This window comes from Algoriphagus algorifonticola (assembly GCF_007655305.1).
Classification (GTDB): domain Bacteria; phylum Bacteroidota; class Bacteroidia; order Cytophagales; family Cyclobacteriaceae; genus Algoriphagus; species Algoriphagus algorifonticola.
On sequence record NZ_VLOG01000064.1, the window covers coordinates 1 to 22,611 of the forward strand.

Sequence of the window (22,611 nt, forward strand, 5' to 3'; positions counted from 1 at the left end):
CCTAAACCATAAAAAACTATGTGATCTTTGTGGCCTATGTGGTTCAATAATTTTCCCGCAGATTAGATTCGCAGATTAACGCAGATTATTAAAAATAAAAAATACTTCCCTTATCAGGAGGAATTACTGAGATCTAATCTAATACTTAAGCCCAGCAGTGCACTACTCAACTTTTTAGCTAAAACCATGAAATCTATGTGACCTTTGTATACTTTGTGGTTCAATACTTTTCCCACAGACCAACGCAGATTTATAGTTAAAGAATAAAGGAAATTTAACGTCCCAAAGGGAGAAAATCTTGATTTAATGGAAATAAAAAAACGGCTGAGTTTCCCCAGCCGTTTCAAATTATTTCAGTTTTTTTAAGGCTCCAATGCTGCTACACCCGGAAGGACTTTCCCTTCCATATGCTCTAACAATGCTCCTCCACCGGTGGATACAAAGGAAACTGCTTCTCCGTAGCCAAATTTATTGACCGCAGCTGCAGAGTCCCCTCCGCCAATCAAAGAGTAAGCTCCGTTTTTAGTAGCCTGAGCTACTGCTTCTGCAATTGCTTTGGTTCCCTTATCAAAAGAATCCATTTCAAATACGCCCATAGGACCATTCCAAAGAATAGTTTTGGACTTTAATACAGTCTCAGCAAAAAGTTCACGGGTTTTAGGCCCAATATCCAAGCCCATCCATCCATCAGGAATCTCACCACTTGTAGCCATTCCCTGCTCTGCATCATTTGCAAAGGCTTTTGAAATCACTGTGTCGACAGGAAGGATTAAATTCACTCCTTTGGTTTTTGCCTTTTCCATCAATTCCAAGACAAAATCCATCTTGTCTGCCTCCAATAGAGAATCCCCAATGGTGCCTCCCTGAGCTTTGGCAAATGTATAGGACATACCTCCACCAATTATCAGGTTGTCTACCTTATCCAATAAACGCTCAATGATCAAAATCTTATCAGAAATCTTAGCTCCTCCCATAATAGCAGTATAAGGGCGCTCTGGATTACCCAATACCATATCTGCATTCTTCAATTCAGATAGCATCAAATAACCACAAACTCTGATGTCAAAATACTGGGCTATTACTGCTGTGGAAGCGTGCGCTCTATGGGCTGTACCAAAGGCATCATTCACATAAATATCTCCCAAATGAGCTAGTTTCTTGGCAAATTCCTCATCGCCTTTTTCTTCTTCTTTGTAGAATCGTAGGTTTTCAAGAAGCAATACCTCTCCCCCTTTCAATCCCTCTGCAATATTTTTAGCTTCATCCCCGATGCAATCAGGAGCAAATTTTACAGATGTGCCTAAAGCTTTTTCCAGAGCAACAACAATATGTCTTAATGAAAACTTATCCTCAGGGCCAGACTTTGGTCTGCCTAAGTGGGACATCAAAATCACAGCTCCTCCGTCTTTCAAAATCTTATTTATAGTAGGGACTGCTGCCTGAATTCGGGTATCATCCGTAACATTATTATTATCATCCAAAGGCACATTAAAATCTACCCGGATTAATGCTTTTTTCCCTTCGAAACTGAGGTTATCTACATTCTTGATTCTTGGATTCATAAAATTGAATTGAATTAATTTTCAAAATATCATCAAAATAGGCCTGAATTTATCAAAGTTTCAGGCAAAAAGCGACTTTCTAGAATGATGAATTTGTAAAGTAGACTGTTTTTACTTGGCTGCAGCTCGATTCAGTCTATCGTTTATCGCCTTGCCTAGTCCCTGATCTGGCATTCTTTCTGCCAAAATCAAATCCAAGTCTTGCTCATCCAAAGCTCTCATTGCCGCAAAAAGATTTTGTGCAGCTTCCTTTAAATCCCCTTTTTCACTCAAGATCATTTGGGATTCTATTGGCAAGTTAGAGAAGGTTCGCTGAAGACTAAGAATTCCCATTCGTACCTTTTTATTCTGGTGATCTTGGATCAATTGATCCAAATCTCCAAGAATAAAAGGTTTGGTAGGGGCATAATGACTTTCTAACAAACCCGGCGCAGCTGGATTACTTGAACTGTGGGTTTTAATTTGAACTGGCCCGACTAGCGCTTCGATTTCCCTGACGTCCAATCCTCCTAACCGGTAGATAAAGATTTGTTCATCCTCTATGCCTACGATAGTACTTTCCAAACCCACTTTACAGGCACCTCCATCCAAAATATAGGGGATCTGATCGCCCAATTGCTTTTGAACATGCTCAGGCCTTGTCGGACTGATATAACCAAATGGATTAGCACTGGGAGCAGCTAAAGGAAATTCCAGGCTTTTTAAAAGCTCCAAAGTCAAGGGGTGTGAAGGAATTCGAACAGCAACCCGATCCAAACCCGAAGTGACTAAATCTGGGACTATAGCTTCTCTAGGGAGCAATAAAGTCAAAGGTCCCGGCCAAAACTCATCGGCTAGGATTTTTAATTTCTCGGGAATTTCGAGCACCCATCTTTTGATCTTCTCCATTGAATCGGAGTGTATAATCAAAGGATCAAAGGAGGGTCTTTTTTTAGTTTCAAAAATGGAAGCCACTGCATCGGGATTTAATGCATTTCCGGCTAAGCCATAGACCGTTTCAGTTGGAATACCTACCAGCTTTCCTGCCTCCAATAAGGACTTAGCACGAATAATATCTTTTCCGATTTCAGCCATTTAATTGCAAAAATCGTCAATCCAGGATTTAGCATCTGTATAACCCAAGGATAGAGCCATTTTCAAGTCGGCGCAACCTTCTTCTTTTTCACTCTCACCCAAGGCACTCATTCTGGTTACACCCAAAAGGTAATATGCAGCTCCATTTCTTCCATCTAAATTGACGGCATTGGTCAAAGATTCCATTGCACCAATCGGATCATTATTACCAATTTGAGCTTTACCTCTATTGAAATACACTAAAGCTTGGTTGGGATTCACTTGGAGTGCAGCATCAAAATCCAAAATAGCATCTTCATATGCCTCCATTCCCAAAAGAGCCAATCCTCGGTTATAATAAATATCTGTCTGAGAAGGATCTAAGCCATTTGCCATGTTGTAGTCAGAAACTGCCTCTTTGAAATTCCCCAATTCCAAATTGGAATTTGCCCGATTAAACCACGGCTTATATGAGCTGGAATCAACTTCTATTGCTTCGGTAAAAACAGGAATAGCTTCTTGATACTTCTGCTGTTGAAAAAGCGCCACTCCCTTTGCGTTGAGAGCAGTTGCATTAGATGGGTTTTGTTCCAGCGCTCGATCGAAATATGAAATAGCTTCAGCCCAGGCTTGACCATCCATTTTTTCCATTCCAGCCTGCATCAATTCCTCTTCGCTAGGGCTGCAACTAATTAGAATAAAAGCTAATAAGCCCAGTAAATATAAATTTCTCACGTGATTCTGATTTAAGGCGCAAAGATAGGGAATCAGGCCTGCTTTTCAGGATTAAAAGCCAATTTAGCTCTATAAATTTCAGGAACTGGGGTGGGTTTCATGGTTTTCATGTCTACCGAAACCATGGTGCAGATACATTTAGCAAATAGGATCTGTTGTCCTGATTTATCATTTCCAAGCAAATATTGCTCTAAGACAAAAGAACTATTCCCAATTCTTACACATTTCACGAAAGCCTTAATTTCATCTTCCAAGTGAATGGGCTTGAAATAGTCCATTTCAATCCTAGCAACCACTGTACCTACTTCCATGATATTCCAGCCACATCTGCTATGCAAAAAATCAGCTCTGGAATGCTCAAAATAATTAAAATATACGCCGTTATTGACATGCATGTACCCATCAATATCCGAGAAGCGGATTTGAATTGGGGTAGAAAAATCAAACTCTTTCAAGAGATGATCAATTTCCATATACTCAAAGTAAGATTTCTGATTTACTGGTTTTTTCCAACATTCTCAGGATGGAAGGATTGTATCCGATCATATCCACGACAGAATCAAAAGTAAACCAAGCAAGAGAAACACTTTCATTGCTAATCACCAATTTATCTGTCAGGTCGGCTTCAATCATAAATCGAACATCATAATGAAAATGCTCTGGTACATGAGGCCTTTCAGGGATGATATGCTTATCAAGGTCAAAAATGCTGTTTTCTACCAGACGAAGATTTTTCAAACCACTCTCCTCCTCAGCTTCTTTCAGGGCAACTTCCATTAGGTTTTCATTCCCATCTGCATGTCCTCCTAACTGCAACCATCTACCTAGCTTTTTGTGAAGCGTCAAAAGGGTATGGGTTCGATCAGGGTTTACGATCCAGGAAGAAGCCGTAAAATGGCCTGCCAATCGCTCTCTGTTGAAAGCTATTGGATCTTCTGTCAGTTGAATAAAATCCTGAATAAAAGCCGATTCCTCCTCGTAGGGAGTTCGGTATTTTTCGAGTTGTTCTTTAAGTGTTATTCTGTCCATCAGGTAGCATTGAATAATCGATCCATCAATTGGTCGAAGGGTTTCGCATTTTGGTATAGCCTATCCGAATAGACAGTCACCAATAATTTTAGGTAGCTGGGTTGATTGTCAATAGTCACCTTTTCTATGCTGACATTCCCATATAACTGAGAAATCAGCTCATTTTCTGCAGGAGCTTGCAAGGGAGGTTTGAGGTAAAACTTTTCGGTAGACTTCACCTGTTCATTGATTTCCTCTAATTTCCTGTCCAAACTTACCTGCTGATATCCCAAAGCTAAGACTCGTCGGGAGAAAGCCAAGAAAAGATTGGAAAAAGATTTTTGGGTCAAAGGGGAATCATAGGTTACTGCAAAGCCATTTGCATAAGGAGATTCGAATACATGCACTTGGGGACTTGCGTTTATTTGGGCTCTTTTCAGGTGGTAATTTTTGTAAATCAAATTCATCAGAGTAGAGCCCTCTTCTGACTCTAACCAACCATCAATTTCATCCAAATCTTCTGGCTTTATTGCAAAGTTCTCCTTTACGTTAACCGGAGCTTTGCCCGATCCTTTGAAGACCTTACCAAATAAATCATCCAGAAAATTACCCATATTAGTCGATACTCAAAGTTCCATTTTTGTGCTGCCTTATGACCCCTTCATCAGTGAGCTTTCTCAAAAGCTCCAATGTAAATTCGCTGGTAGAAATTCTCAGGCTTTCCAATAAACCACTCTGAGATAACTCCCCATTACTTCTCAAAGTTTCGATAATCTGCTTTTTCAATTTTTTCTCCACCCAGGCAGGATCCTCCATTTTCTTATTTTCCACACACCAATCGCAAATCCCACAACGTGAATCGCTCTTTTCTCCAAAATATTCCTGAATGAATTGTGTTCGACAAATCACCTCCTGATGAGCGTATGCAACCATGCTCTTAGCTTTTTCCAAAGTCAACTCTCTGCGCAAGGATATTCTTTTCGTATTCAATGGCAACTTGGCAGCATCATACCGAGAGGTAATAAAAGTAATCTGGGGCTTATCCTTTCTTTTCTCATAATCCACCACTTCCATTTGCCCTAATTTCTCCAAGGATTTAATGATTTTAGCTTCTGAGGTCTCCAGTGCCTTGGCAAGTTTGGACTCATTGATCTTCATATACTCGGAAAAGAGATTACCCCCATAGGTCCGCAACAATAGTTTAATCACAGGATCAAGGGAGGCATGGGCAATCTGTATTTCATACAACTGCTGAGGACCTACTAAAAAATGGATTTTTGAAGGACTGTAATAGCTTTCACTCAAACCAATAAACCCCTCCTCTTCCAAAACTTTTAAAGCATAAAAAGTCTCCAATACTCCAAGATTATAGGTGTTTGCAAACTCACCCCACTCAAAATCAAAGCTGCTCAACATATTACTCCCTACAGCAATTCGAAAGTAGTTAGCCAGACATTGATATACTTTCCTCACAAAGTCAATGGGAGGATAAACCAAAGCAGCCCTGCCTAGGACATTTTCAAAATCTGCCTCATTGCTGAGTAAGACAGCATAAGCCTTCTTTCTATCCCGGCCTGCTCTGCCAGCCTCTTGGTAATAATTTTCCAAATTTTCCGGCAAGTCTGAATGGATCACTACTCGAACATCCGGCTTGTCAATCCCCATTCCAAATGCATTGGTACTGACCATGACTCTCAGCTGATTCTTCATCCAAAGCTCCTGCTGTTTGCTCCTATCAGCCATGGACATTCCTGCATGATAAGCTCCTGCCCTGATTCCCAATTGATTCAATGCTTTCGCAATTTGATGGGTAGCCTGACGGTTTCTCACATACCAAATTGCTGAGCCAGAAACCCGGTTCAATATTTCACAGCCCTTTTCAAGTTTATTCTCCACCAAGCGCACGCTGTAACTCAGATTCTCCCTAGCAAAGCTTTGCCTGAAAATTTCCGGGTTTTTAATCTCCAGCTTTTCTAAAATATCTGCCTCCACTTGCGGAGTGGCAGAAGCCGTCAAAGCCAAAACTGAAATACTGGGATGATATTTTCGGATTTCAGCGATTTCCAAATATGGAGGTCTAAAATCATATCCCCATTGGGAAATGCAATGGGCTTCATCTACTGCAATGAGATTGATATTCATTTGCCGAAACCGCTCGATGAACAGCTCTGACTTCAATCTTTCCGGAGACACAAAGAGAAATTTATAATTGCCGTGGATGCAATTGTCCAAGGTTCGGTCTATCTCCCGATAACTCATTCCTGAAAAAATCGCGGCAGCCAACACCCCTCGTCTTTTCAATTGATCCACTTGATCCTTCATTAAGGCGATCAATGGACTTACAACCAAGCAAACACCGTCTTTTACCAGCCCAGGCACTTGATAGCAAAGAGATTTTCCTCCTCCAGTGGGCATCAAAGCAAGTGTGTCCTTTCCGTCAAGAACAGAAAAAACAACGTCTTTTTGGACTGGTCTAAAATCATCCCATCCAAAAACCTGCTTTAATATTTCTTGCGCCCGGTTTTCCACTTACCAAGTAGGTTTTTCTTTACTTAAAAATGATGAAATACCTTTGACACAGTCTTCATGAGCTCTCGCTTTGGCATTGATTTCCGCCGCATGCTTCAGAGATTGATTTCTTTCCTTTTTATTTAAACTTCTCAAAAGTTTCTTGGTCTCCATCATAGAATTAGCCGAATTATGAGTGATTAGCTTGGCCGCATGATCTAAAACCACCTGATCCAAATGCTCTGCTGGAGTCACCTGGGTAATCAAACCAAGATTAGCTGCCCTCTCTGCAGAAATCAAATCCCCAGAAAGTAATAATTCCTGAGTTTTGGCCGCTCCGATTTGTTCTTGTAGAAATACAGAAACCAAAGCAGGCACAAAACCGATTCTTACTTCCGTATAGCCAAATAATGCATCGGGCGCAGAAAAGGCAAAATCGCAAACTGTAACTAAGCCACAGCCTCCTGCCAATGCATGCCCCTGAACTTGTGCTATAATGATTTTAGGAAAGTTGTAAATGAGATCGAAGAGCTCCATTAAGTTTTCGCTGTCTTGCAGATTCTCTTCTTCAGAGTAATTCTGCATGGACTGCAAATAACTTAAGTCTGCGCCAGCACAAAAGGCTTTTCCTTCAGCCTTAATCCTAACTACTTTGACCGCCGGATCATGCTCCATATTGACCAATGCCGATTTCATAGCTTGAATCAAGTCCGGACTCATAGCATTTCGCTTTTCGGGCCTATTCAGTGTGATTGTCCCTAATCTATTTTCAATATGTGTTAATACTGCTTTATCCATTTTTTTGGGTTTTCTATTCTGTGCAATCAAGTTAGGAGGAGATTCAGGGAAAGTCAAAAAAGGTAGTTAAAAAAGAATTCTGACAGAGGAATTCCCTATTTCTAAAGGTGCATTTTTTTCTTGCTCGATCCATTCATTTTCCTGCCAATATTCCACTTTAGAAAAAGAAGCATATTCATGCTTAATCATTCCCCTTTCAATATCAATTAAAAGCTCCAGTTCTGGGAAGAATAAGAGATTCTTTTCGAGGCTAAAGGCTTGCAGAGACTCAGGCCACTTTCCCCAGCCATTCAAAATTCTATTTGGCTTGACCTTGAAATCCAATTCCTCCACCGCAACTCCTTGATTCCAAGACTTCAGTGTCCATCCATCCCAATAATCCAAAGCAAAGCCTTTATCCCCTGCGTAAACAATCAGCTCGGCATTGGTTTTTGTCCAAGAATAAATCACCCGATTGCCTGCCCATAAAAATGTCAGGAAACAAGCTATATAAACTAGCCTCTTTTTAGGAAACAAATCCCAGCTAGCCCATATCAACAAAAGGGCCCAAACACAAAACATGGTGAGAGGGAATATAGTCAGCTCATCCAGATTTGTGACTGGAAGATTTTTGAAAAGACTCAAAATCCACAACTCCAATTGAAAAAATGCATTCAGTATCCAACCCAAAAAGTCACTCAAAAAGGGAATCCAGCCTAGAATTAGAAAGGGAATCCCGATTTGCATGATCAAAAAAGTAAGAGGAATAATTAGAAGGTTTGCCGGTAAAAACCAAACCGGAAAGCTATGAAAATAAAAAACTGTCAGTGGAAAGGTTGCTAACTGAGCTGCAATGGAAACGGCTGCCAATTGCCATAAGTACTCAATCCAAGAAGAAGACGGGAGCCACCATCTGGTGATCAAAGGCTGTAATAAAACGATACCCAATACAGCAACATAAGAAAGCTGAAACCCAACTTCAAATAGTACCTCAGGGTCAAAAGCGATCATTAAGATGGCCGAAAATGCAAGAACATTAAAAATTGACGGTTTTCTGTCTCTCATTTGTCCCAAGGTAATCAGGGTAAACATGACAGAAGCCCTAACGACAGAAGGTGAAAATCCGGTTATCAGGGCGTACAACCAAATGATCATCACTACTCCCATGAGATATAGCTTGAGCTTACCACCTTTCAGTTTAAATGGCTTTACCAGAAATAGAAAAACAGAGACTAAAATCCCAACATGCAATCCTGAAACGGCCAATACATGCATAACTCCTGCATCTGCAAATTCGGCTCTGATATTTTTATCCAATGCATCTTTTTGACCAAGTAACAAAGCCTTTGCCACTTTTTGAGCCTGTGGATCAGCTAATTTCGATTGAATCAAATTCGCCAATCCCTGTTTCCAATGAATGGGGGAAAGCCAGGTATTTGAAGTTGGATGATTATCTATGACCTTCAGACCTACTGGATGAAAAAGGGTATAATGGATGTTCCTTTTCTGAAGAAAGGCTTTATAATCGAATTCTCCAGGGTTCTTTGGTTCTTGGATAAGTTCTGCTTCTTTTTCGATAAAAAGAATTTTCCCCGGAGTCAAGGTTATTGAATCCTGATGATAGAGCAAGATTTTTTCGCTCGAATTGATCCATTTTTCATCTTTTTGATAAGCGTGAACCTGAAGCAGATTTTGTTTGGACCTGGGCTTTTCGACATCAAACTGTAAAACTTCTGCAATAAATGGAGTACCGAGTATAGTTTCCTCAGAATCCGACTTTTGATGAAGCTGGATTACAAAAACTCCTGCCAGAATAAGTTGAACATAGGCTAATGGAGTCAACCATGTCCGATTTTTTAAAAACAGTATAATAGCTACATAAATGAGCCATAAGACGCCCATCACCCCTCCCAACCAAATCGACAAAATGGGACTTACTTGATACCCCAAGGCTAGACCAAGCAGTAAAAAAATCAAGTATCTCAAAAAAGGGAATTCTGAAAATCTCATAGCTTAAAAATTAACTCTTAAGTTAAAGAATTTACAGTAAAAAAATTGCTCCATAAAAGAGCTAAAATTTAAGCGTGGGAAAATTAGAATCTATACCCGAGACTAAACCCTCCATTTAGTTCAATTCTGGTAAATCGCTCAGCTACTTCATCACTAAATCCGCGGGCAATACTCACATAAGGCCCAAAAGCAAAATGGTCTGATACTTCCCATTTGTAACCAGCTCCTGCGCCCAACATAAACGAATTCATATTTGTGACCCTTACGCCCCCATCAGAAGGTTCTTCAAATTCACCAAAACGCAATTTTGCCAAGGGGTAAATAAAGAATCTCCCATTCAGGTTGTTGCCAAAATAAAAATTCATAGCAGCCTGAACAGAATTGGTTTTGTAATTTTTACCCTGGCCCTCTGAATTGTAGCCAAACCGGTCATTGAACATGATCTGTAAATCCAAAGCATGCTCATCAGACAGAAACTTTTCGTATCCTACCTCAATAGATCCCAGCGCAATCAAGTTTAGAAAATTGACTTTGACCTCATTCGAATAGACGGATCTGCTTCCAATCCCTGAACTGCTGGAAATCACCTGCTGTGCCTCTGCCGTGAGTCCTAAAATGGCTGTAAGTAGTATACCCAATAATACCTTTCTCATATTTCTAAATTAAAATCTTATGTAACTCTATGCCAGCTCCATTTTATAGTGCTGAATCTCACATTCCTCAAACATTTCCCCAACTTTCTTGAAGCCAAACTTGGCATATAATGGAATTGCGGAAAGTTGAGCATGGAGATATCTGACTTTTCCGATGGCTTTTTCATTCACCATCAAATCCCTTAAAACTGCCGAGACCAATGCCTGACCTACTCCTCTGCCTCTAGCCTCTTTTAAAACAGCAAATCTCTCCAATTTAATTCCATAGGGAGTAAATCTATACCTTGCTGTTCCTACTGCTTTTCCATTCAGGGAAGCCAGAAAGTGGGTAGCCTCATCCTCAAATTGATCGTATTCATCTTCCGGATTGACTCCCTGCTCTATAACGAAAACTGTATGTCTTATGTTGAGAGCGAGATCCATCCCAGCTTTACCTGTCACTTTTTCTACCAGGAGACTCATTTTTAATCTGATCTTTTTCTGCTTGATTTTTTTCGTATGCTTCGATGATCGCTTTCACCAATTTATGCCTGATCACATCCTTTCCACTCAGGTTGACTATACCAATACCTTTGACATCCTTTAGAATTCTCAAGGCCTCTGACAAACCTGATTTTTGTCTTACAGGCAAGTCAACTTGAGTTTGATCCCCAGTAATAATCACCTTTGAATTAGGTCCCATACGGGTTAAGAACATCTTAATTTGCTCAGAGGTGGTATTTTGAGCTTCATCCAGCAAGACAAAAGCGTCATGTAGAGTCCTTCCCCTCATATAGGCTAATGGAGCAATTTCGATTACTCTTGTTTCCTGATAATATTTCAGTTTTTCCGGTGGCACCATATCCTGAAGGGCATCGTAAATCGGCCTAAGATATGGATCTAGCTTTTCCTGTAGATCTCCGGGCAAAAACCCAAGATTTTCTCCAGCTTCGACCGCAGGCCGGGTGATGATTATCCTCTTTACTTCCCTGTTTTTCAAGGCTCGTACTGCAAGAGCAACGGCTATGTAGGTTTTTCCGGTTCCTGCCGGCCCCAAGGCAAATACCAGATCATTTTTAACGGCAGCTTCAACAAGTTTTCGCTGATTGGGAGATTTTGGCTTGATGACCAAGCCTTTGTTTCCAAAGACAATTACCTGATCTCTGTTTGCTTCTTCGAAAGGAACCCCTTCAACGTCCAAATAATCTTTGACATTTTCAGGAGTCAAGTGACCAAATCTATCTACATGTTCCAGCAATAAATTGATCAGGTTATTAATCCTCAGAATTTCAGGCGCTCCTCCTTGAATGCGGATTTCATTTCCGCGGGAAATTATTTTGGATTGAGGAAATGCTTGTGCCAATTGGCGAATATTTTCATTAGCTTGACCTAAAAACTCGGCCAGTGGCACATTTTCCAGTGTAATTACTTTTTCTACCAAACTGTTTCTTTGATTAAATATGCTTGAGAGGGTACCGATAAAATTTCTATTTTTGTCCCTGCCCCCACTAACAAAAGTACATAATTTTAATTGACTTGCTTCTATGGCATTAGTGACATTCCTCTCTGATTTTGGGGATAAAGATTATTACGTTCCTGCGGTGAAAGCCAAAATGTTGGCCATCAATCCGCAATTGAATATTATAGACATCTCTCATAATATTGACACCTTTGATTTAGCTCATGCTGCCTTTATTTTGAAGGCTACTTTTCGGGATTTCCCAAAAGGCACCGTTCATTTGGTAGCTATCAATACAACCGGAAACATGACACAAGGTAATATAGGGGTTAAATTGGAGGAGCATATTTTTATCGGCCCGAATAATGGAATCTTAAGTTTGTTGGCAGATCATGATCCTGGGATCATGGTTCAGTTTGCAGATATACACCTGAAAGACACCTCCTTCCCAACCAAAGATATTTTGGCTCCCATTGCAGCAAAAGTTGCCTCTGGAGCAGCAATTCACGACTTCGGCGGACCATTGTCAAACTTCCGAAAGTTGATGCCACGCAATCCTAAAGCCACGAGAGAGCAAATCATCGGCCATGTCATGCGGGTAGATCGATATGGCAATTTGATTACCAACATTCCGAAAGATATTTTCGAGAAACTCAACCCAGGAAGCTTTACCATAGAATTTGGAAGAGAAAGTTTGGACAGGCTACACAAAGGTTGTGATCAGGTCGAGCCTGGTGATTGCTTTGCATTCTTCAATAGCTTGGATCTTTTAGAAATAGGGATCAACCATGGTCATGGAGGAAATCTATTGGGGTTGAAATTTGAGAGCGTGGTGTACATTAATTTCAATCCATAGGCTATGCTGATTCGAGTGGTAAGGATGACTTTTCAGGAGGACAAGGTTGAGGCCTTTTTGGAAAATTTTGAAAGTCATAAAAAAAGTATTCGAAATTTTCCCGGTTGCAGGCATTTGGAACTATGGCGCGATGAAAATAAAAAAAATATTTTCATGACCTATTCGCACTGGGAGAGTGAATCCGCCTTAAATCAATACCGTGATTCTGAGTTATTTAAATCAGTCTGGGCTTTTACAAAAAGCCTCTTTTCTGACAAGCCTGTAGCATTTAGCTCAAAAAAATTACAGGAAGTGCCTGAATAGGGTTGTAGGAAAAAAAATTTGTACTCATATTTGCATCCCGTTCAGCAAGGGACGGAGAAATTGAAATGTCCAAGTGGCGGACCTGTCCGCCGGAATTGAAAACAGAAATGATTTCAAAATACACTTGGGAACAAAATTTCCGCTTAAAAGCACCATGCCCAGGTGGCGGAATTGGTAGACGCGTTGGTCTCAAACACCAATGAGGTTACACTCGTGCCGGTTCGACTCCGGCCCTGGGTACAAAGAAGCTCGCAGAAATGCGGGCTTTTTTTGTTTTTTGGCTAAAGCCAGTAAACTCTTGTGGAAATATTTATGAAAGGGCTAAAGCGCCGCTCTTATTTTTATTTATTCTTCAAAAATAATCTAGAACAGGCTAGAGTAATTCTCCTACTTTTTTTGTGTCAACCCTCAACAACAATCAAAGAGGATGGGGAAAATTACCACCAGCTTCAGCTGGTGGCTCTAGAATAAAATTTATAGTAGTTGGGCTTTAGCCCGTAAAGTAAGCCTCCAACTCACTCATCATCGCTTCTTTCTCCTGAAGATCACGGATGATTTTGCCTTTTTCCAACAATACAATCCGATCACAAATCTCTGTCACATGATTCAAATCGTGAGATGAAATCAAGAAAGTAGTTCTGCTTTCTTCCTTTACTCTCAGAATCAACTTCTTTAATCTGATCTGGGAACTTGGATCTAAATTTTCAAAGGGTTCATCCAAAAAGACCACCTCAGGGTTACCCATCAAGGCAGCTGCAATTCCCACCTTTTTCAGGTTACCCTTCGAAAGGTCTCGGATATATTTCTTTTTCCCCCGTATCTCATCATTGAAAAGTTCAGTGAATTTCCCCAAATGAACTTCCAAGTCAGCTTCTGACATCCCGTAAATCTTTCTCAAAGTCTGAAAATATTCATCCGGCGTGAGATATGCCAAAAGCATGTGTTCATCTAAATATGCTCCTGTAAATTTCTTCCACTCCTCATCCTGATTGACCTGATGTCCATTGATAATCACAGTTCCATCCGTAGGCCTCACCAGGTCCAGCATAATTCTAAAAAGGGTGGTTTTACCAGCACCATTATTACCTACCAAACCAAAACACTCAGACGTTGAGATATCTAAAGTTTCTACATCCAATACTACTGCTTCTTTGTACTGTTTTTTAAGATTTTTGACACTGATCATAATTCCTGTCTAAATGAAGATGAGATTTCGTATTTATTTTGCATGACACGCTGCACATTCAGTTTTGCCAAGGGTTTGAAGAAAATGATTCCCAAAATCCCACACACTGACAAAGCAATCAGGCCAGCATAATCACTTACTAAAAAGGAGAAGGGTAAGTAAATCAAATAAGGCAATACCATCATTGGAATCACCATCAACCACTGGGCTGCACCTACTCCTTCGTAATTAAACATGGCTCCTTTATTCAAATCCATTGGCTTAGGCTTCCATAATGCCAGATAAATAATGGCATGAACCAAAATGCCCACGTTGAAAAGGAAGGTAGCAAAGTGTACGGCAAGTATTTGCCATCCAAAATACACATAGGGTACAGAGGCTAGAAAGCAAACCACAGAAACGGAAATAAAAAGCAAATATTTACCGCGAATCAACTCCTCCACACCTCCTCTTCTATTGAGGAAGAAATCAAAATTCCCGGAGTTCCAACTTAAGAAAAGCTGCCCATACTGGATCATAAATATTCCGGTGATGAATACTCCTACAAAAATGAATATCGTGGAAATACCCTCATCAGACGCGTAAACTGGATTGGTATAAAAAATCAATCCATACAATAAAAAGAATCCGGAAAGCATTAGATATGTCCGGCTTTTCTTATGTCGAATGATCAGTTTCCACTCCAGGTTAGCCATTTCGCCTGCCAATCCAAATCTGGAAAAGAAACCAATGGATTGATCCGTAAAGCGAACATTTTCTTCTGACGATAAATCCTCCAAATAAGCATTGTTGAAATGATATTTAAAGCAAAGCCAGTAGCTAGCTACAAAAAGGATAGCCAATACGATTACCGGAATTGGAGTTGATATGGATAAATCGAATACAGGCTTCATGATCTCTCCCAAGTTAAACCAGCCCATATAGCTAGAGCCTGAACCTAAAAACAACACGGCTACCACGATGAGTAATCCTATTGTGGAATCTTCAAAACGCTGCTTGAACCATAGCATAAACCAATGCAAAATCCAGCTGGTCAATACAATAGAACCAATCCAGCCTATTAGCCCAACTGCATCTGAGGCTGGTAAGATTACTTGAACTCCAAAGGGTAAAAACAACAACAGCGCAATGGCATTAATTGGAGAAATAAAAGAACGGAGCAAAAGAATGTGCATAATCTTGGATTTCCCTATGGGAAGATGCAGCAGACTCTCTAATTCGACAACCGGCAACTGCTGAATAAAATACCGGTACATAAACTCCCCGAGGAAAAAATAAATCAAGTAGCTATTAAGTACTGTAAGCGGATCTTGGCCCTCTGCCAACTTTTCAATGATTACTTTGAGCAGCAATCCTGCACCTAGAACATAAAGCAAAAGGAGTAATACAATGAATCCTAAAAAAATGTTGGTCAAAACACTCTTTGCAAAAGAGGTCGACCTCACACTTTTCAGAAATTGCAATCGAATCAATTCAAAAAACATCGGTAAATGGTTAGGGTTAAAATTTTAACTTGCCTGAAATTATCAATAAAGCTGAAAAAAACAGTCTTTTAAAAATAGAGAAATCGGACAAATGAAGAATACTTTACAGGAATTAAGATTTTTCGAGGCGGTAGAAGCAAGAAGGTCGGTCAGGATTTTTGATCAGGAAAGTGAATTTGACCATGACATAGTCCGACATTGCCTGGAAGCCGCTATCCTTTCTCCCAATAGCTCAAACCTTCAGCTTTATCAGTTTGTGAGAGTTCCTGAATCTTCTCCTCTTAAAGATCAATTGGCCCAACTTTGCATGCGACAGAAAGCCGCTACGACTGCTAGGGAATTGGTTGTCATCATCACACGAAGAGATCTTTGGAAATCCAGAGCAAAAGCTAACTATGATTTCATCCTAAATTCTCAACAAAATCAATCTAAAAATAAAGTAAAACAGGCTGGTAATTATTACAAAAACCTGATCCCTAAACTATTTGGGAAATATCCGGGTTGGTCCCTACTCAAGAAACTCATCGCCTGGTGGGTAGGAATGCGCAGACCCATGGTACGGGAAGTTGGGGAAACCGAAGTGCGCATATCTGTTCATAAAAGTGCTGCCTTGGCTTCCATGACCTTCATGTTGGGGATGAAAGCTGCAGGATATGATACCTGTCCGATGGAGGGCTTTGACTCCAAACGTGTAAAAAAGCTCCTAGATCTACCCAAAGCAGCAGAAATTTGTATGATTATAGGTTGTGGGAAAGGCCTTCCGGAAGGAATTTATGGCCCGAGATTTCGGTTACCTAGTTCGGAGTTGATAGTGGAGAAGTAAAAATCCAGTCTTTTCAGGATCATCGAGAGGCTTAATATTTGGAAAATGCACAATTCGAGATGACAGAGATAAATATTGAAGCTATCATTTGGGTCGCACTAAGTGCATTCGAAAGGTCCTCGACTCCGCTCGGACGGACCTATACATCCTATCCTCAACTCAATATGGCATTGGCATTTGAGGAAGAAGCTGAAGCAATCTTTTAGTGAATAAGATTGCTTCGCTCCTTATTAAGATTAACAATTTTGCTTAAGGATTCAACCTTCCCAAAATCTCTTTGGCTTGATGCCACTTCAATCTAGGGCCGAACTGACTTACAATCTGAGAACTTGCCATAGAGGCTAATTTTCCGCTGGATGCGTAGCTGTGTCCATTGGTGATTCCATATAAAAAGGCCCCTGCAAACATATCCCCAGCACCATTTGAATCAATCGCCGTAGTCTTGTAAGGCTCGATATCGATAAAGGTATCCCCATCAAAGATCATCGCACCGTTTTTACCCTGCGTGATGACAAAATGCTTAGCTGCCTTTTTCATTTCCTCTCTTGCTTCCATCAGATTATCCTTACCTGTGTAAAGCATGGCTTCTTCCTCATTGGCAAAAAGGAGATCAACACTTGGCCCGATTACATCATCAAAATTATCTTTGAAATACTTTACCATAGCTGGGTCAGAAAAGGTCAAAGCCACTTTGGTTCCTGCTTCTTCTGCAACCTTTTTGGCATGCATCATGGCTTCTTTTCCATTTGGGGAGGTCACCAGGTACCCTTCTATAAATAGATATTTGGATTCCCGAATCGCTGAATCATTGATGTCATGGGTCGAGAAGTTCTGAGTAATTCCCAAAAAGGTATTCATGGTCCGCTCAGAATCCTCAGTTACCATCACCAAGCATTTTCCGGTCACACCAGCCTCCAATTTGTCTTCTGACAAAGCAATTTCCACTCCGGAATCAATTAAATCCTTCAAATAAAAAAGCCCCAATTCATCAGCTGCTACCCGAAAATTATAATAAGATTTTCCTCCAAATTGGCTAACCGCCACAACTGTATTGGCAGCGGAACCTCCGGCTTGTTTTTTTGCTTCTGAATGATTGATCACTTTCATCAAGTGATTTTGACGCTCTTCATCCACCAAAGTCATTAAGCCTTTTTCTACGCCATTATCTGTAAAAAACTGATCTGTTACTTTAAATTCAATATCTACTAGGGCATTTCCAATGCCAGTTACGTCGTATTTTTTCATTTATAATTAGTTGGTATTTTGTAATGTTTAAAGGTTATAATGTTGGTTTAATTCATTATTCGATATTAAAACCTCAAGTCCTAAAGATAACGATTGAGGTTCTCACAAGCCTCGTTATTCGTTTTTCGTAAATCGTATTTTCAAGGAAGACAAGGCTTCGACTCCCTGACTATTCGTCAGACAGGCACCCAGCCTGACATCGGTCATCAGACATCCAGCATCGGACTTTTTTTCAATCAAATATAGGGTGTCTCTCAAATGGCTTTTCTCTGTCAAACAAGTATCTATAGGTGTGATGTGTTTTGTATATGTCTGCTAATAGTTGCTCGCAAACACGCATCATTTTTGGATTAAAATCTCCTATCCAATTCATCTCTATGGTTTTATAGGGGAAGGAAGCTTTTCCACTCATTTTATCATAGCTGATAATCATCGCGCTTTCCACACCTTTACCTTGATGCTCCGGCACTACACCAAAGACCAAACCCAACATTTTATTAGGCGGAGAAAAGGTTTTATACCAAAGAAACTTCAGCTTACCAAGCAAGTCCATTTTACCATTCACATGCTTGAAAATCTGATTGATTTCAGGAATTTGGATGAAGAAACCAACAGGTTCTTCCTTGTAAAAAGCAAAGTAGATTAATCTTGGATCAATGATTGGTTTCATTTTCCCAAACATCAACTGAGCCTCTTTCAATGCAATAGATTTCCCCATATGGCGAGCCCAGGCTTTATTATAGACCGTCATAAAGTACTCAGGAGCTTTCTCTTGGAGTTCCTTTCCCTTGATATATCGGAAGCTGTAATCGGGGTTTGCAATGACCAGATTGGCTCGCTTGATCATTTTTTCATCAAAACCCACATTCTGAACAGGCCGCATATAGGTGAATTGCTTGAAATAAAGCTTAAATCCATAATCTTCGAAAAACTTCTGATAATAGTTAAAGTTCCACGGCATATTGTAATTAGGCTCAGAAAAGCCATCGACCAACAATCCCCACCATTTGTCCCGCTCTCCAAAGTTGATCGGTCCATCCATCGCCTCCATCCCTTCGCTTTGAAGCCATTCTTTGGCTGTATCAAACAACAAAAAAGCTGCACTCTGATCTTCTATGCATTCGAAAAAACCAACTCCACCAGTGGGTTGCTTTTCTTTCATTTTGGGATTAATAAATGCTGCTATTCTCCCAATGGTCTGATCTTTTTCGTCTTTTAGCAACCAGCGTTTCGCCTTGGCTCCATTTCTAAATAGCTTATTGGTTTCCGGGTGAAAAAGCCCTTCAATGTCCTTGTCAAGCGGACGAATCCAGTTTTTTTCATGCTTATAAAGCCGCACTGCCATTTCGATAAACTCTTTCTGATGGGCAGGTGTGGTGACTTCGATCAGTTTCATGGAGAAAATTTTAATCGGCTAAATTAACCCATGATCCGCAAACGGCAAAAATTAACGTTTCGGAGCCAAATTAGGATAGTCAGTGATGATGCCATCGACCCCTAAATCCAAAAGCTTATTCATTTCCTCGGTGTTATTAACCGTCCAAGGAATTACCTTCATTCCTTTATGATGAAAAAAAGCAATAATCTCAGCGTTCAAATTTCTGAAATGGGGAGAAAAAATATCGGGAGCAAATCCCAGCTCCTTCAAATCTTCTTGATAGGTAGCAGCATTTTCTACCAGCATTGCAAGAGGCACCTCTGGGTAGTTTTCATGAATATATTGTAGAACTCTAAAATCGAAAGATTGGATATTGACTCTTTCCCATCCCAACTCTTCAGCGATCAGCTTTACCACCTTATCTGAAAACTCTGGAACTTCAGGATGATAGATTCCATCTCCATCGGGACTACTTTTGATTTCAATATTATAACGAGGCTGAGAAAGTCCCATATCGCTTGCATACTTTTCTGCTACTGTAAAGACATCTTCTAAAAGTGGTTTGGTAGCAAAAAACTTGACCTGCTGGGGATAGCCCGGGTGAAATTCGGAACCACAGTCATAAGCCAAGATCTCCTGATATGTCAACTGATAAATATTAAAAGAATGATCTCCCGATGCGATCTGATTTCCTCCTGAATCAAGACAGATCAGCGGATTCATAAATGGTTCGTGAGAAAGAATCACTTGCCCATCCTTGGTAATAGCCAAATCCAATTCCAGTGTGGTCACGCCCAAATCCAAAGCTTTGATCATCGCAGGGATGGTGTTTTCAGGCATCAGTCCTCTCGCGCCTCTATGGCCTTGGAGATCATAAGAGTATTGAGCAAAAACAGACATGGGTAAAAATGCGAATAGGTAAAGTAACAAGTTCTTCATTTTTAAAAATAAGGTCTTTTTCCTAGAAGAATAGAAAAACCTTTTTAAGAAATTGTCAAAAAAATGCTGCTTCAGGAGAAACAGCATAACCGATTATCTCTTACCATTAATTAATTCGCCCTTAAAAATGAGCCATTCATATTGAATTGGGAATTAAATATACTTTGATGTGCTGAGCGTAGAGCATCTGGCGAAGAGTTAGGACTCCATTGATCTTGCACTGTTAAACCTTGAGAATTGGGGCCGGAATACAATGAATTTGAATAATATTCTTGCTGATCGATAATTTCTCCATCAAAACTGTAAAAATACCACAAACCAACTCGGTTAGAACCTAATAACCTACCCTCTGCCAAGACCTTATCTGATTTCGGGAAATAAAAATACCAGTCTCCTTGTGGAATTCCTTTGGAATATCTTCCCTTGGCCACCATATACCCCTCCAAATCATAGAAAACTCTTATTCCAGAGCCCTTTTTTAAATTTCCACCCTTTAATTCTTTGTCTCCTACTTTGAACGTCCCAACAGAGACTAATTTCCCATCTTCAAAAATTTCAATTTGAGAGATTTCACCAGATTCATCAGTAAGAACCCATTCTCCTTCTTTAAATCCCAACAGATAACTGCCTTTTCTGTAAAATCCAGGCATATAATCTAATTGCTCTACCCATTCACCCACTTGTATGCCATTTTTAAAATTTCCTTGAACAACCAAATTCCCAATTTCATTAAATTCCTCCCAAGCACCATCTATCTTTCCTTCCGAAAAAGCACCATGAGCTTTCATTATGCCATTTTTGTAGAATTCCCGGAAATCACCATGCGGTTTGCCCTCCTTAAAAAAGGTGAGATATTTTATCTCTCCTGAAGGATAATTTTCTTGAAAAAAGCCATTAGGAAGATCTGATTTGAAATGAATCTGAAACAATATTCTTTCTTGAGAAAATTTATCCTCGAAAACCTCTTGGTCTGCTTGTAACAAACTTGGCTGGGGAAAATCGATAGGGTCATCTGAAATATACACTTTCCAGAGCCCCTCCTTTTTGTCGTTAACTATCTCGCCTACTCCCAGCAAATTAGTATTCCCAAAATAGAAATAGTTAATTTTTGTAGAATCCGGAGTGGAAAAAAGAAAAAAAATTGATGTAATAATTGAAAACATAATCATAGGTCACTTTAAAAGACTATTAAAAATAGTACTTTCAAAACAAGCCTCCAATTTTAATTACATTCTGAATTTCAATCAATTACATCCGCATACAGATCAAACTCCGTCGCCTCAGTTACTTTGGCATAGACAAAGTCACCTACTCTACAATAATGCTTAGAAGCGTCGATCAGCACCTCATTGTCCACCTCTACCGAGTCAAATTCTGTTCTGCCTACAAAGTAACCTCCTTCTTTTTTATCGATTAAGGTCTTGAAGGTCTTCCCAACTTTCTCCTGATTCAAGTCATAGGAGATTTGCTCCTGCACCTCCATCAAATGATTCGCTCTATCCTGTTTTTCTTCCTGAGAAAGTCTGTCCTCCATATCAAAAGCATGAGTATTTTCTTCATGGGAGTAGGTAAATACCCCCAATCGCTCAAATTTCATTCGCTCCACAAAGTCCACCATCTCCTGAAATTCTTTTTCACATTCACCGGGATGCCCAGCAATCAAAGTAGTACGGATGGCTATTTCAGGAATCATTTCGCGAATTCTATAGATCAGTTCCTCCTGCTTTTCTCGGGTAGTTCCACGTCGCATGGCTTTCAGTACATCGGTAGAACCATGCTGCAAAGGAATATCCAAGTAATTACAGATATTGGCTCGCTCCTTCATCACTTCAATCACATCCATCGGGAAGCCCGTCGGATAGGCATAATGCAAGCGAATCCAATCGATTCCCTCCACATCGGATAGATTGCGAAGGAGTTCGGCAAGGTTTCTTTTTTTATAAATATCCAACCCGTAATAGGTCGAATCCTGAGCAATTAACAACAACTCCTTGGTTCCCTGGGCAGCCTTATGCTGAGCTTCTTTCACCAGTTCTTCGATAGGTCTGGACACGTGTCCACCTCTCATCAGGGGAATCGCACAAAAAGAACAAGGTCGGTCACAACCCTCGGAGATTTTCATGTACGCATAATGCGCATTATGAGTCAATAAGCGCTCCCCAACCAATTCATGCTTGTAATCTGCTTTGAATTTCTTCAAAATGGCTGGTAAATCCCGAGTTCCAAAAAATGCATCGACTTGAGGAATTTCCTTTTCCAAATCGTCTTTGTAACGCTGAGAAAGACAACCTGTCACATACACTTTATCCACCAAGCCCTGCTCTTTGGCATCTACGTATTGAAGGATCGTGTCGATCGACTCCTGCTTAGCATTGTCGATAAATCCGCAGGTATTGATAATGATAATATTGTTGTCATCCGAGTTGGACTCGTGGCTGGCATTGATTCCATTTCCTTTCAACTGAGTTAAAAGCACTTCGGAATCCACCAGGTTTTTGGAGCAACCCATGGTGATGATATTGACTTTGTCTTTCTTTAATGTTCTCGCTTTCACTTTGTTCCTCGATTTGGGATGCAAAGGTAATGATTTTTGATGCGGAAAGGTTTCAGAAACAAGAAATTGAATGAGAACTGTTTCTGATTTTTGTATGCA

The 22,611-nt window shown here is 40.2% G+C and carries 22 protein-coding genes and 1 tRNA gene; 4 read left to right on the top strand and 19 right to left on the bottom strand.

Going from position 1 to position 22,611, the window contains the following annotated elements; translation table 11 throughout:
• Positions 1–362 precede the first annotated feature (362 nt).
• From FL972_RS17575 to FL972_RS17630, 12 genes are all read right to left on the bottom strand, one after another.
• Positions 363–1,562 carry a phosphoglycerate kinase gene (locus FL972_RS17575; RefSeq protein ID WP_144607304.1) on the bottom strand — a complete coding sequence of 400 codons (1,200 nt, stop codon included), beginning with the start codon at positions 1,560–1,562 and terminating at the stop codon, positions 363–365.
• A 111-nt stretch (positions 1,563–1,673) separates the two neighbouring features.
• Positions 1,674–2,636: an L-threonylcarbamoyladenylate synthase gene (locus FL972_RS17580; RefSeq protein WP_144607305.1), complete on the bottom strand. Its 963-nt coding sequence runs from the start codon at positions 2,634–2,636 to the stop codon at positions 1,674–1,676.
• On the bottom strand, positions 2,637–3,350 hold the full coding sequence (locus tag FL972_RS17585; protein ID WP_250161387.1) for a tetratricopeptide repeat protein: 714 nt from the start codon (positions 3,348–3,350) through the stop codon (positions 2,637–2,639).
• A 32-nt stretch (positions 3,351–3,382) separates the two neighbouring features.
• Positions 3,383–3,823, bottom strand: a complete 441-nt coding sequence (locus tag FL972_RS17590; protein WP_144607306.1) for an acyl-CoA thioesterase — start codon at positions 3,821–3,823, stop codon at positions 3,383–3,385.
• 4 nt (positions 3,824–3,827) lie between these two features.
• Positions 3,828–4,379 carry an NUDIX hydrolase gene (locus FL972_RS17595; RefSeq protein WP_144607307.1) on the bottom strand — a complete coding sequence of 184 codons (552 nt, stop codon included), beginning with the start codon at positions 4,377–4,379 and terminating at the stop codon, positions 3,828–3,830.
• The gene (locus FL972_RS17600; protein ID WP_144607308.1) at positions 4,379–4,972 is read right to left on the bottom strand and encodes a hypothetical protein; all 594 of its coding nucleotides are present in this window, start codon (positions 4,970–4,972) and stop codon (positions 4,379–4,381) included. The genes FL972_RS17595 and FL972_RS17600 overlap by 1 nt, the downstream gene beginning before the upstream one ends.
• 1 nt (position 4,973) lies before the next feature.
• Positions 4,974–6,887 carry a RecQ family ATP-dependent DNA helicase gene (locus FL972_RS17605; protein WP_144607309.1) on the bottom strand — a complete coding sequence of 638 codons (1,914 nt, stop codon included), beginning with the start codon at positions 6,885–6,887 and terminating at the stop codon, positions 4,974–4,976.
• On the bottom strand, positions 6,888–7,664 hold the full coding sequence (locus FL972_RS17610; RefSeq protein WP_144607310.1) for an enoyl-CoA hydratase/isomerase family protein: 777 nt from the start codon (positions 7,662–7,664) through the stop codon (positions 6,888–6,890).
• A gap of 66 nt (positions 7,665–7,730) precedes the next feature.
• Positions 7,731–9,653 carry a ComEC/Rec2 family competence protein gene (locus tag FL972_RS17615; RefSeq protein WP_144607311.1) on the bottom strand — a complete coding sequence of 641 codons (1,923 nt, stop codon included), beginning with the start codon at positions 9,651–9,653 and terminating at the stop codon, positions 7,731–7,733.
• An 83-nt stretch (positions 9,654–9,736) separates the two neighbouring features.
• Entirely contained in the window at positions 9,737–10,306 is a 570-nt protein-coding gene (locus FL972_RS17620; protein WP_144607312.1) for a DUF3575 domain-containing protein, read from the bottom strand.
• A 27-nt stretch (positions 10,307–10,333) separates the two neighbouring features.
• Positions 10,334–10,768, bottom strand: a complete 435-nt coding sequence (locus tag FL972_RS17625; RefSeq protein ID WP_144607313.1) for a GNAT family N-acetyltransferase — start codon at positions 10,766–10,768, stop codon at positions 10,334–10,336.
• Positions 10,737–11,726 carry a PhoH family protein gene (locus FL972_RS17630; RefSeq protein WP_091654907.1) on the bottom strand — a complete coding sequence of 330 codons (990 nt, stop codon included), beginning with the start codon at positions 11,724–11,726 and terminating at the stop codon, positions 10,737–10,739. The genes FL972_RS17625 and FL972_RS17630 overlap by 32 nt, the downstream gene beginning before the upstream one ends.
• Before the next feature lie 103 nt (positions 11,727–11,829).
• On the opposite strand from FL972_RS17630, the gene FL972_RS17635 reads away from it, so the two are divergent.
• The 3 genes from FL972_RS17635 (at position 11,830) to FL972_RS17645 (ending at position 13,143) form a co-directional block, all read left to right on the top strand.
• Positions 11,830–12,600 carry an SAM hydrolase/SAM-dependent halogenase family protein gene (locus FL972_RS17635; RefSeq protein ID WP_144607314.1) on the top strand — a complete coding sequence of 257 codons (771 nt, stop codon included), beginning with the start codon at positions 11,830–11,832 and terminating at the stop codon, positions 12,598–12,600.
• 3 nt (positions 12,601–12,603) lie between these two features.
• The gene (locus FL972_RS17640) at positions 12,604–12,903 is read left to right on the top strand and encodes a putative quinol monooxygenase (protein WP_144607315.1); all 300 of its coding nucleotides are present in this window, start codon (positions 12,604–12,606) and stop codon (positions 12,901–12,903) included.
• A gap of 156 nt (positions 12,904–13,059) precedes the next feature.
• Positions 13,060–13,143 (top strand) — tRNA-Leu (locus FL972_RS17645).
• A gap of 250 nt (positions 13,144–13,393) precedes the next feature.
• Here the strand turns inward: FL972_RS17645 and FL972_RS17650 are convergent.
• Together FL972_RS17650 and FL972_RS17655 are read right to left on the bottom strand one after the other, a co-directional pair.
• On the bottom strand, positions 13,394–14,089 hold the full coding sequence (locus tag FL972_RS17650) for an ABC transporter ATP-binding protein (RefSeq protein ID WP_144607316.1): 696 nt from the start codon (positions 14,087–14,089) through the stop codon (positions 13,394–13,396).
• Positions 14,086–15,573 (bottom strand): DUF5687 family protein, encoded by a 1,488-nt coding sequence (locus FL972_RS17655; protein ID WP_144607317.1) that lies wholly within the window; start codon positions 15,571–15,573, stop codon positions 14,086–14,088. The genes FL972_RS17650 and FL972_RS17655 overlap by 4 nt, the downstream gene beginning before the upstream one ends.
• 91 nt (positions 15,574–15,664) lie before the next feature.
• Between FL972_RS17655 and FL972_RS17660 the strand changes: the two genes are divergently transcribed.
• Complete coding sequence (locus FL972_RS17660) at positions 15,665–16,396, top strand: nitroreductase family protein (RefSeq protein WP_144607318.1); 732 nt, start codon at positions 15,665–15,667, stop codon at positions 16,394–16,396.
• A 249-nt stretch (positions 16,397–16,645) separates the two neighbouring features.
• Here the strand turns inward: FL972_RS17660 and FL972_RS17665 are convergent, their stop codons facing one another.
• The 5 genes from FL972_RS17665 to rimO all read right to left on the bottom strand — a co-directional run bounded on the left by FL972_RS17665 (position 16,646) and on the right by rimO (position 22,512).
• Entirely contained in the window at positions 16,646–17,641 is a 996-nt protein-coding gene (locus tag FL972_RS17665) for an adenosine kinase (RefSeq protein WP_144607319.1), read from the bottom strand.
• Between the two features lie 232 nt (positions 17,642–17,873).
• Entirely contained in the window at positions 17,874–19,037 is a 1,164-nt protein-coding gene (locus tag FL972_RS17670; RefSeq protein WP_144607320.1) for a hypothetical protein, read from the bottom strand.
• Between the two features lie 51 nt (positions 19,038–19,088).
• Positions 19,089–19,958 (bottom strand): glycerophosphodiester phosphodiesterase, encoded by an 870-nt coding sequence (locus FL972_RS17675; protein ID WP_144607321.1) that lies wholly within the window; start codon positions 19,956–19,958, stop codon positions 19,089–19,091.
• Positions 19,959–20,068: 110 nt separating this feature from the next.
• A complete protein-coding gene (locus FL972_RS17680; protein WP_144607322.1) occupies positions 20,069–21,121 on the bottom strand; it encodes a toxin-antitoxin system YwqK family antitoxin in 1,053 nt (350 codons plus the stop codon).
• Between the two features lie 77 nt (positions 21,122–21,198).
• Positions 21,199–22,512, bottom strand: coding sequence for a 30S ribosomal protein S12 methylthiotransferase RimO (rimO, locus tag FL972_RS17685; protein WP_144607323.1), 1,314 nt, complete (start codon positions 22,510–22,512; stop codon positions 21,199–21,201).
• Positions 22,513–22,611 lie beyond the last annotated feature (99 nt).

Bases quoted from the DNA above. Each gene is read 5' to 3' on its own strand.
- FL972_RS17595 (WP_144607307.1), bottom strand. From the start codon at position 4,379: ATGGACAGAATAACACTTAAAGAACAACTCGAAAAATACCGAACTCCC.
- FL972_RS17675 (WP_144607321.1), bottom strand. From the start codon at position 19,958: ATGAAGAACTTGTTACTTTACCTATTCGCATTTTTACCCATGTCTGTT.
- FL972_RS17660 (WP_144607318.1), top strand. From the start codon at position 15,665: ATGAAGAATACTTTACAGGAATTAAGATTTTTCGAGGCGGTAGAAGCA.
- FL972_RS17670 (WP_144607320.1), bottom strand. From the start codon at position 19,037: ATGAAACTGATCGAAGTCACCACACCTGCCCATCAGAAAGAGTTTATC.
- FL972_RS17640 (WP_144607315.1), top strand. From the start codon at position 12,604: ATGCTGATTCGAGTGGTAAGGATGACTTTTCAGGAGGACAAGGTTGAG.
- FL972_RS17635 (WP_144607314.1), top strand. From the start codon at position 11,830: ATGGCATTAGTGACATTCCTCTCTGATTTTGGGGATAAAGATTATTAC.
- FL972_RS17615 (WP_144607311.1), bottom strand. From the start codon at position 9,653: ATGAGATTTTCAGAATTCCCTTTTTTGAGATACTTGATTTTTTTACTG.
- FL972_RS17600 (WP_144607308.1), bottom strand. From the start codon at position 4,972: ATGGGTAATTTTCTGGATGATTTATTTGGTAAGGTCTTCAAAGGATCG.
- FL972_RS17575 (WP_144607304.1), bottom strand. From the start codon at position 1,562: ATGAATCCAAGAATCAAGAATGTAGATAACCTCAGTTTCGAAGGGAAA.
- FL972_RS17590 (WP_144607306.1), bottom strand. From the start codon at position 3,823: ATGGAAATTGATCATCTCTTGAAAGAGTTTGATTTTTCTACCCCAATT.
- FL972_RS17620 (WP_144607312.1), bottom strand. From the start codon at position 10,306: ATGAGAAAGGTATTATTGGGTATACTACTTACAGCCATTTTAGGACTC.
- FL972_RS17625 (WP_144607313.1), bottom strand. From the start codon at position 10,768: ATGAGTCTCCTGGTAGAAAAAGTGACAGGTAAAGCTGGGATGGATCTC.
- FL972_RS17655 (WP_144607317.1), bottom strand. From the start codon at position 15,573: ATGTTTTTTGAATTGATTCGATTGCAATTTCTGAAAAGTGTGAGGTCG.
- FL972_RS17650 (WP_144607316.1), bottom strand. From the start codon at position 14,089: ATGATCAGTGTCAAAAATCTTAAAAAACAGTACAAAGAAGCAGTAGTA.
- FL972_RS17665 (WP_144607319.1), bottom strand. From the start codon at position 17,641: ATGAAAAAATACGACGTAACTGGCATTGGAAATGCCCTAGTAGATATT.
- FL972_RS17680 (WP_144607322.1), bottom strand. From the start codon at position 21,121: ATGTTTTCAATTATTACATCAATTTTTTTTCTTTTTTCCACTCCGGAT.
- FL972_RS17580 (WP_144607305.1), bottom strand. From the start codon at position 2,636: ATGGCTGAAATCGGAAAAGATATTATTCGTGCTAAGTCCTTATTGGAG.
- FL972_RS17610 (WP_144607310.1), bottom strand. From the start codon at position 7,664: ATGGATAAAGCAGTATTAACACATATTGAAAATAGATTAGGGACAATC.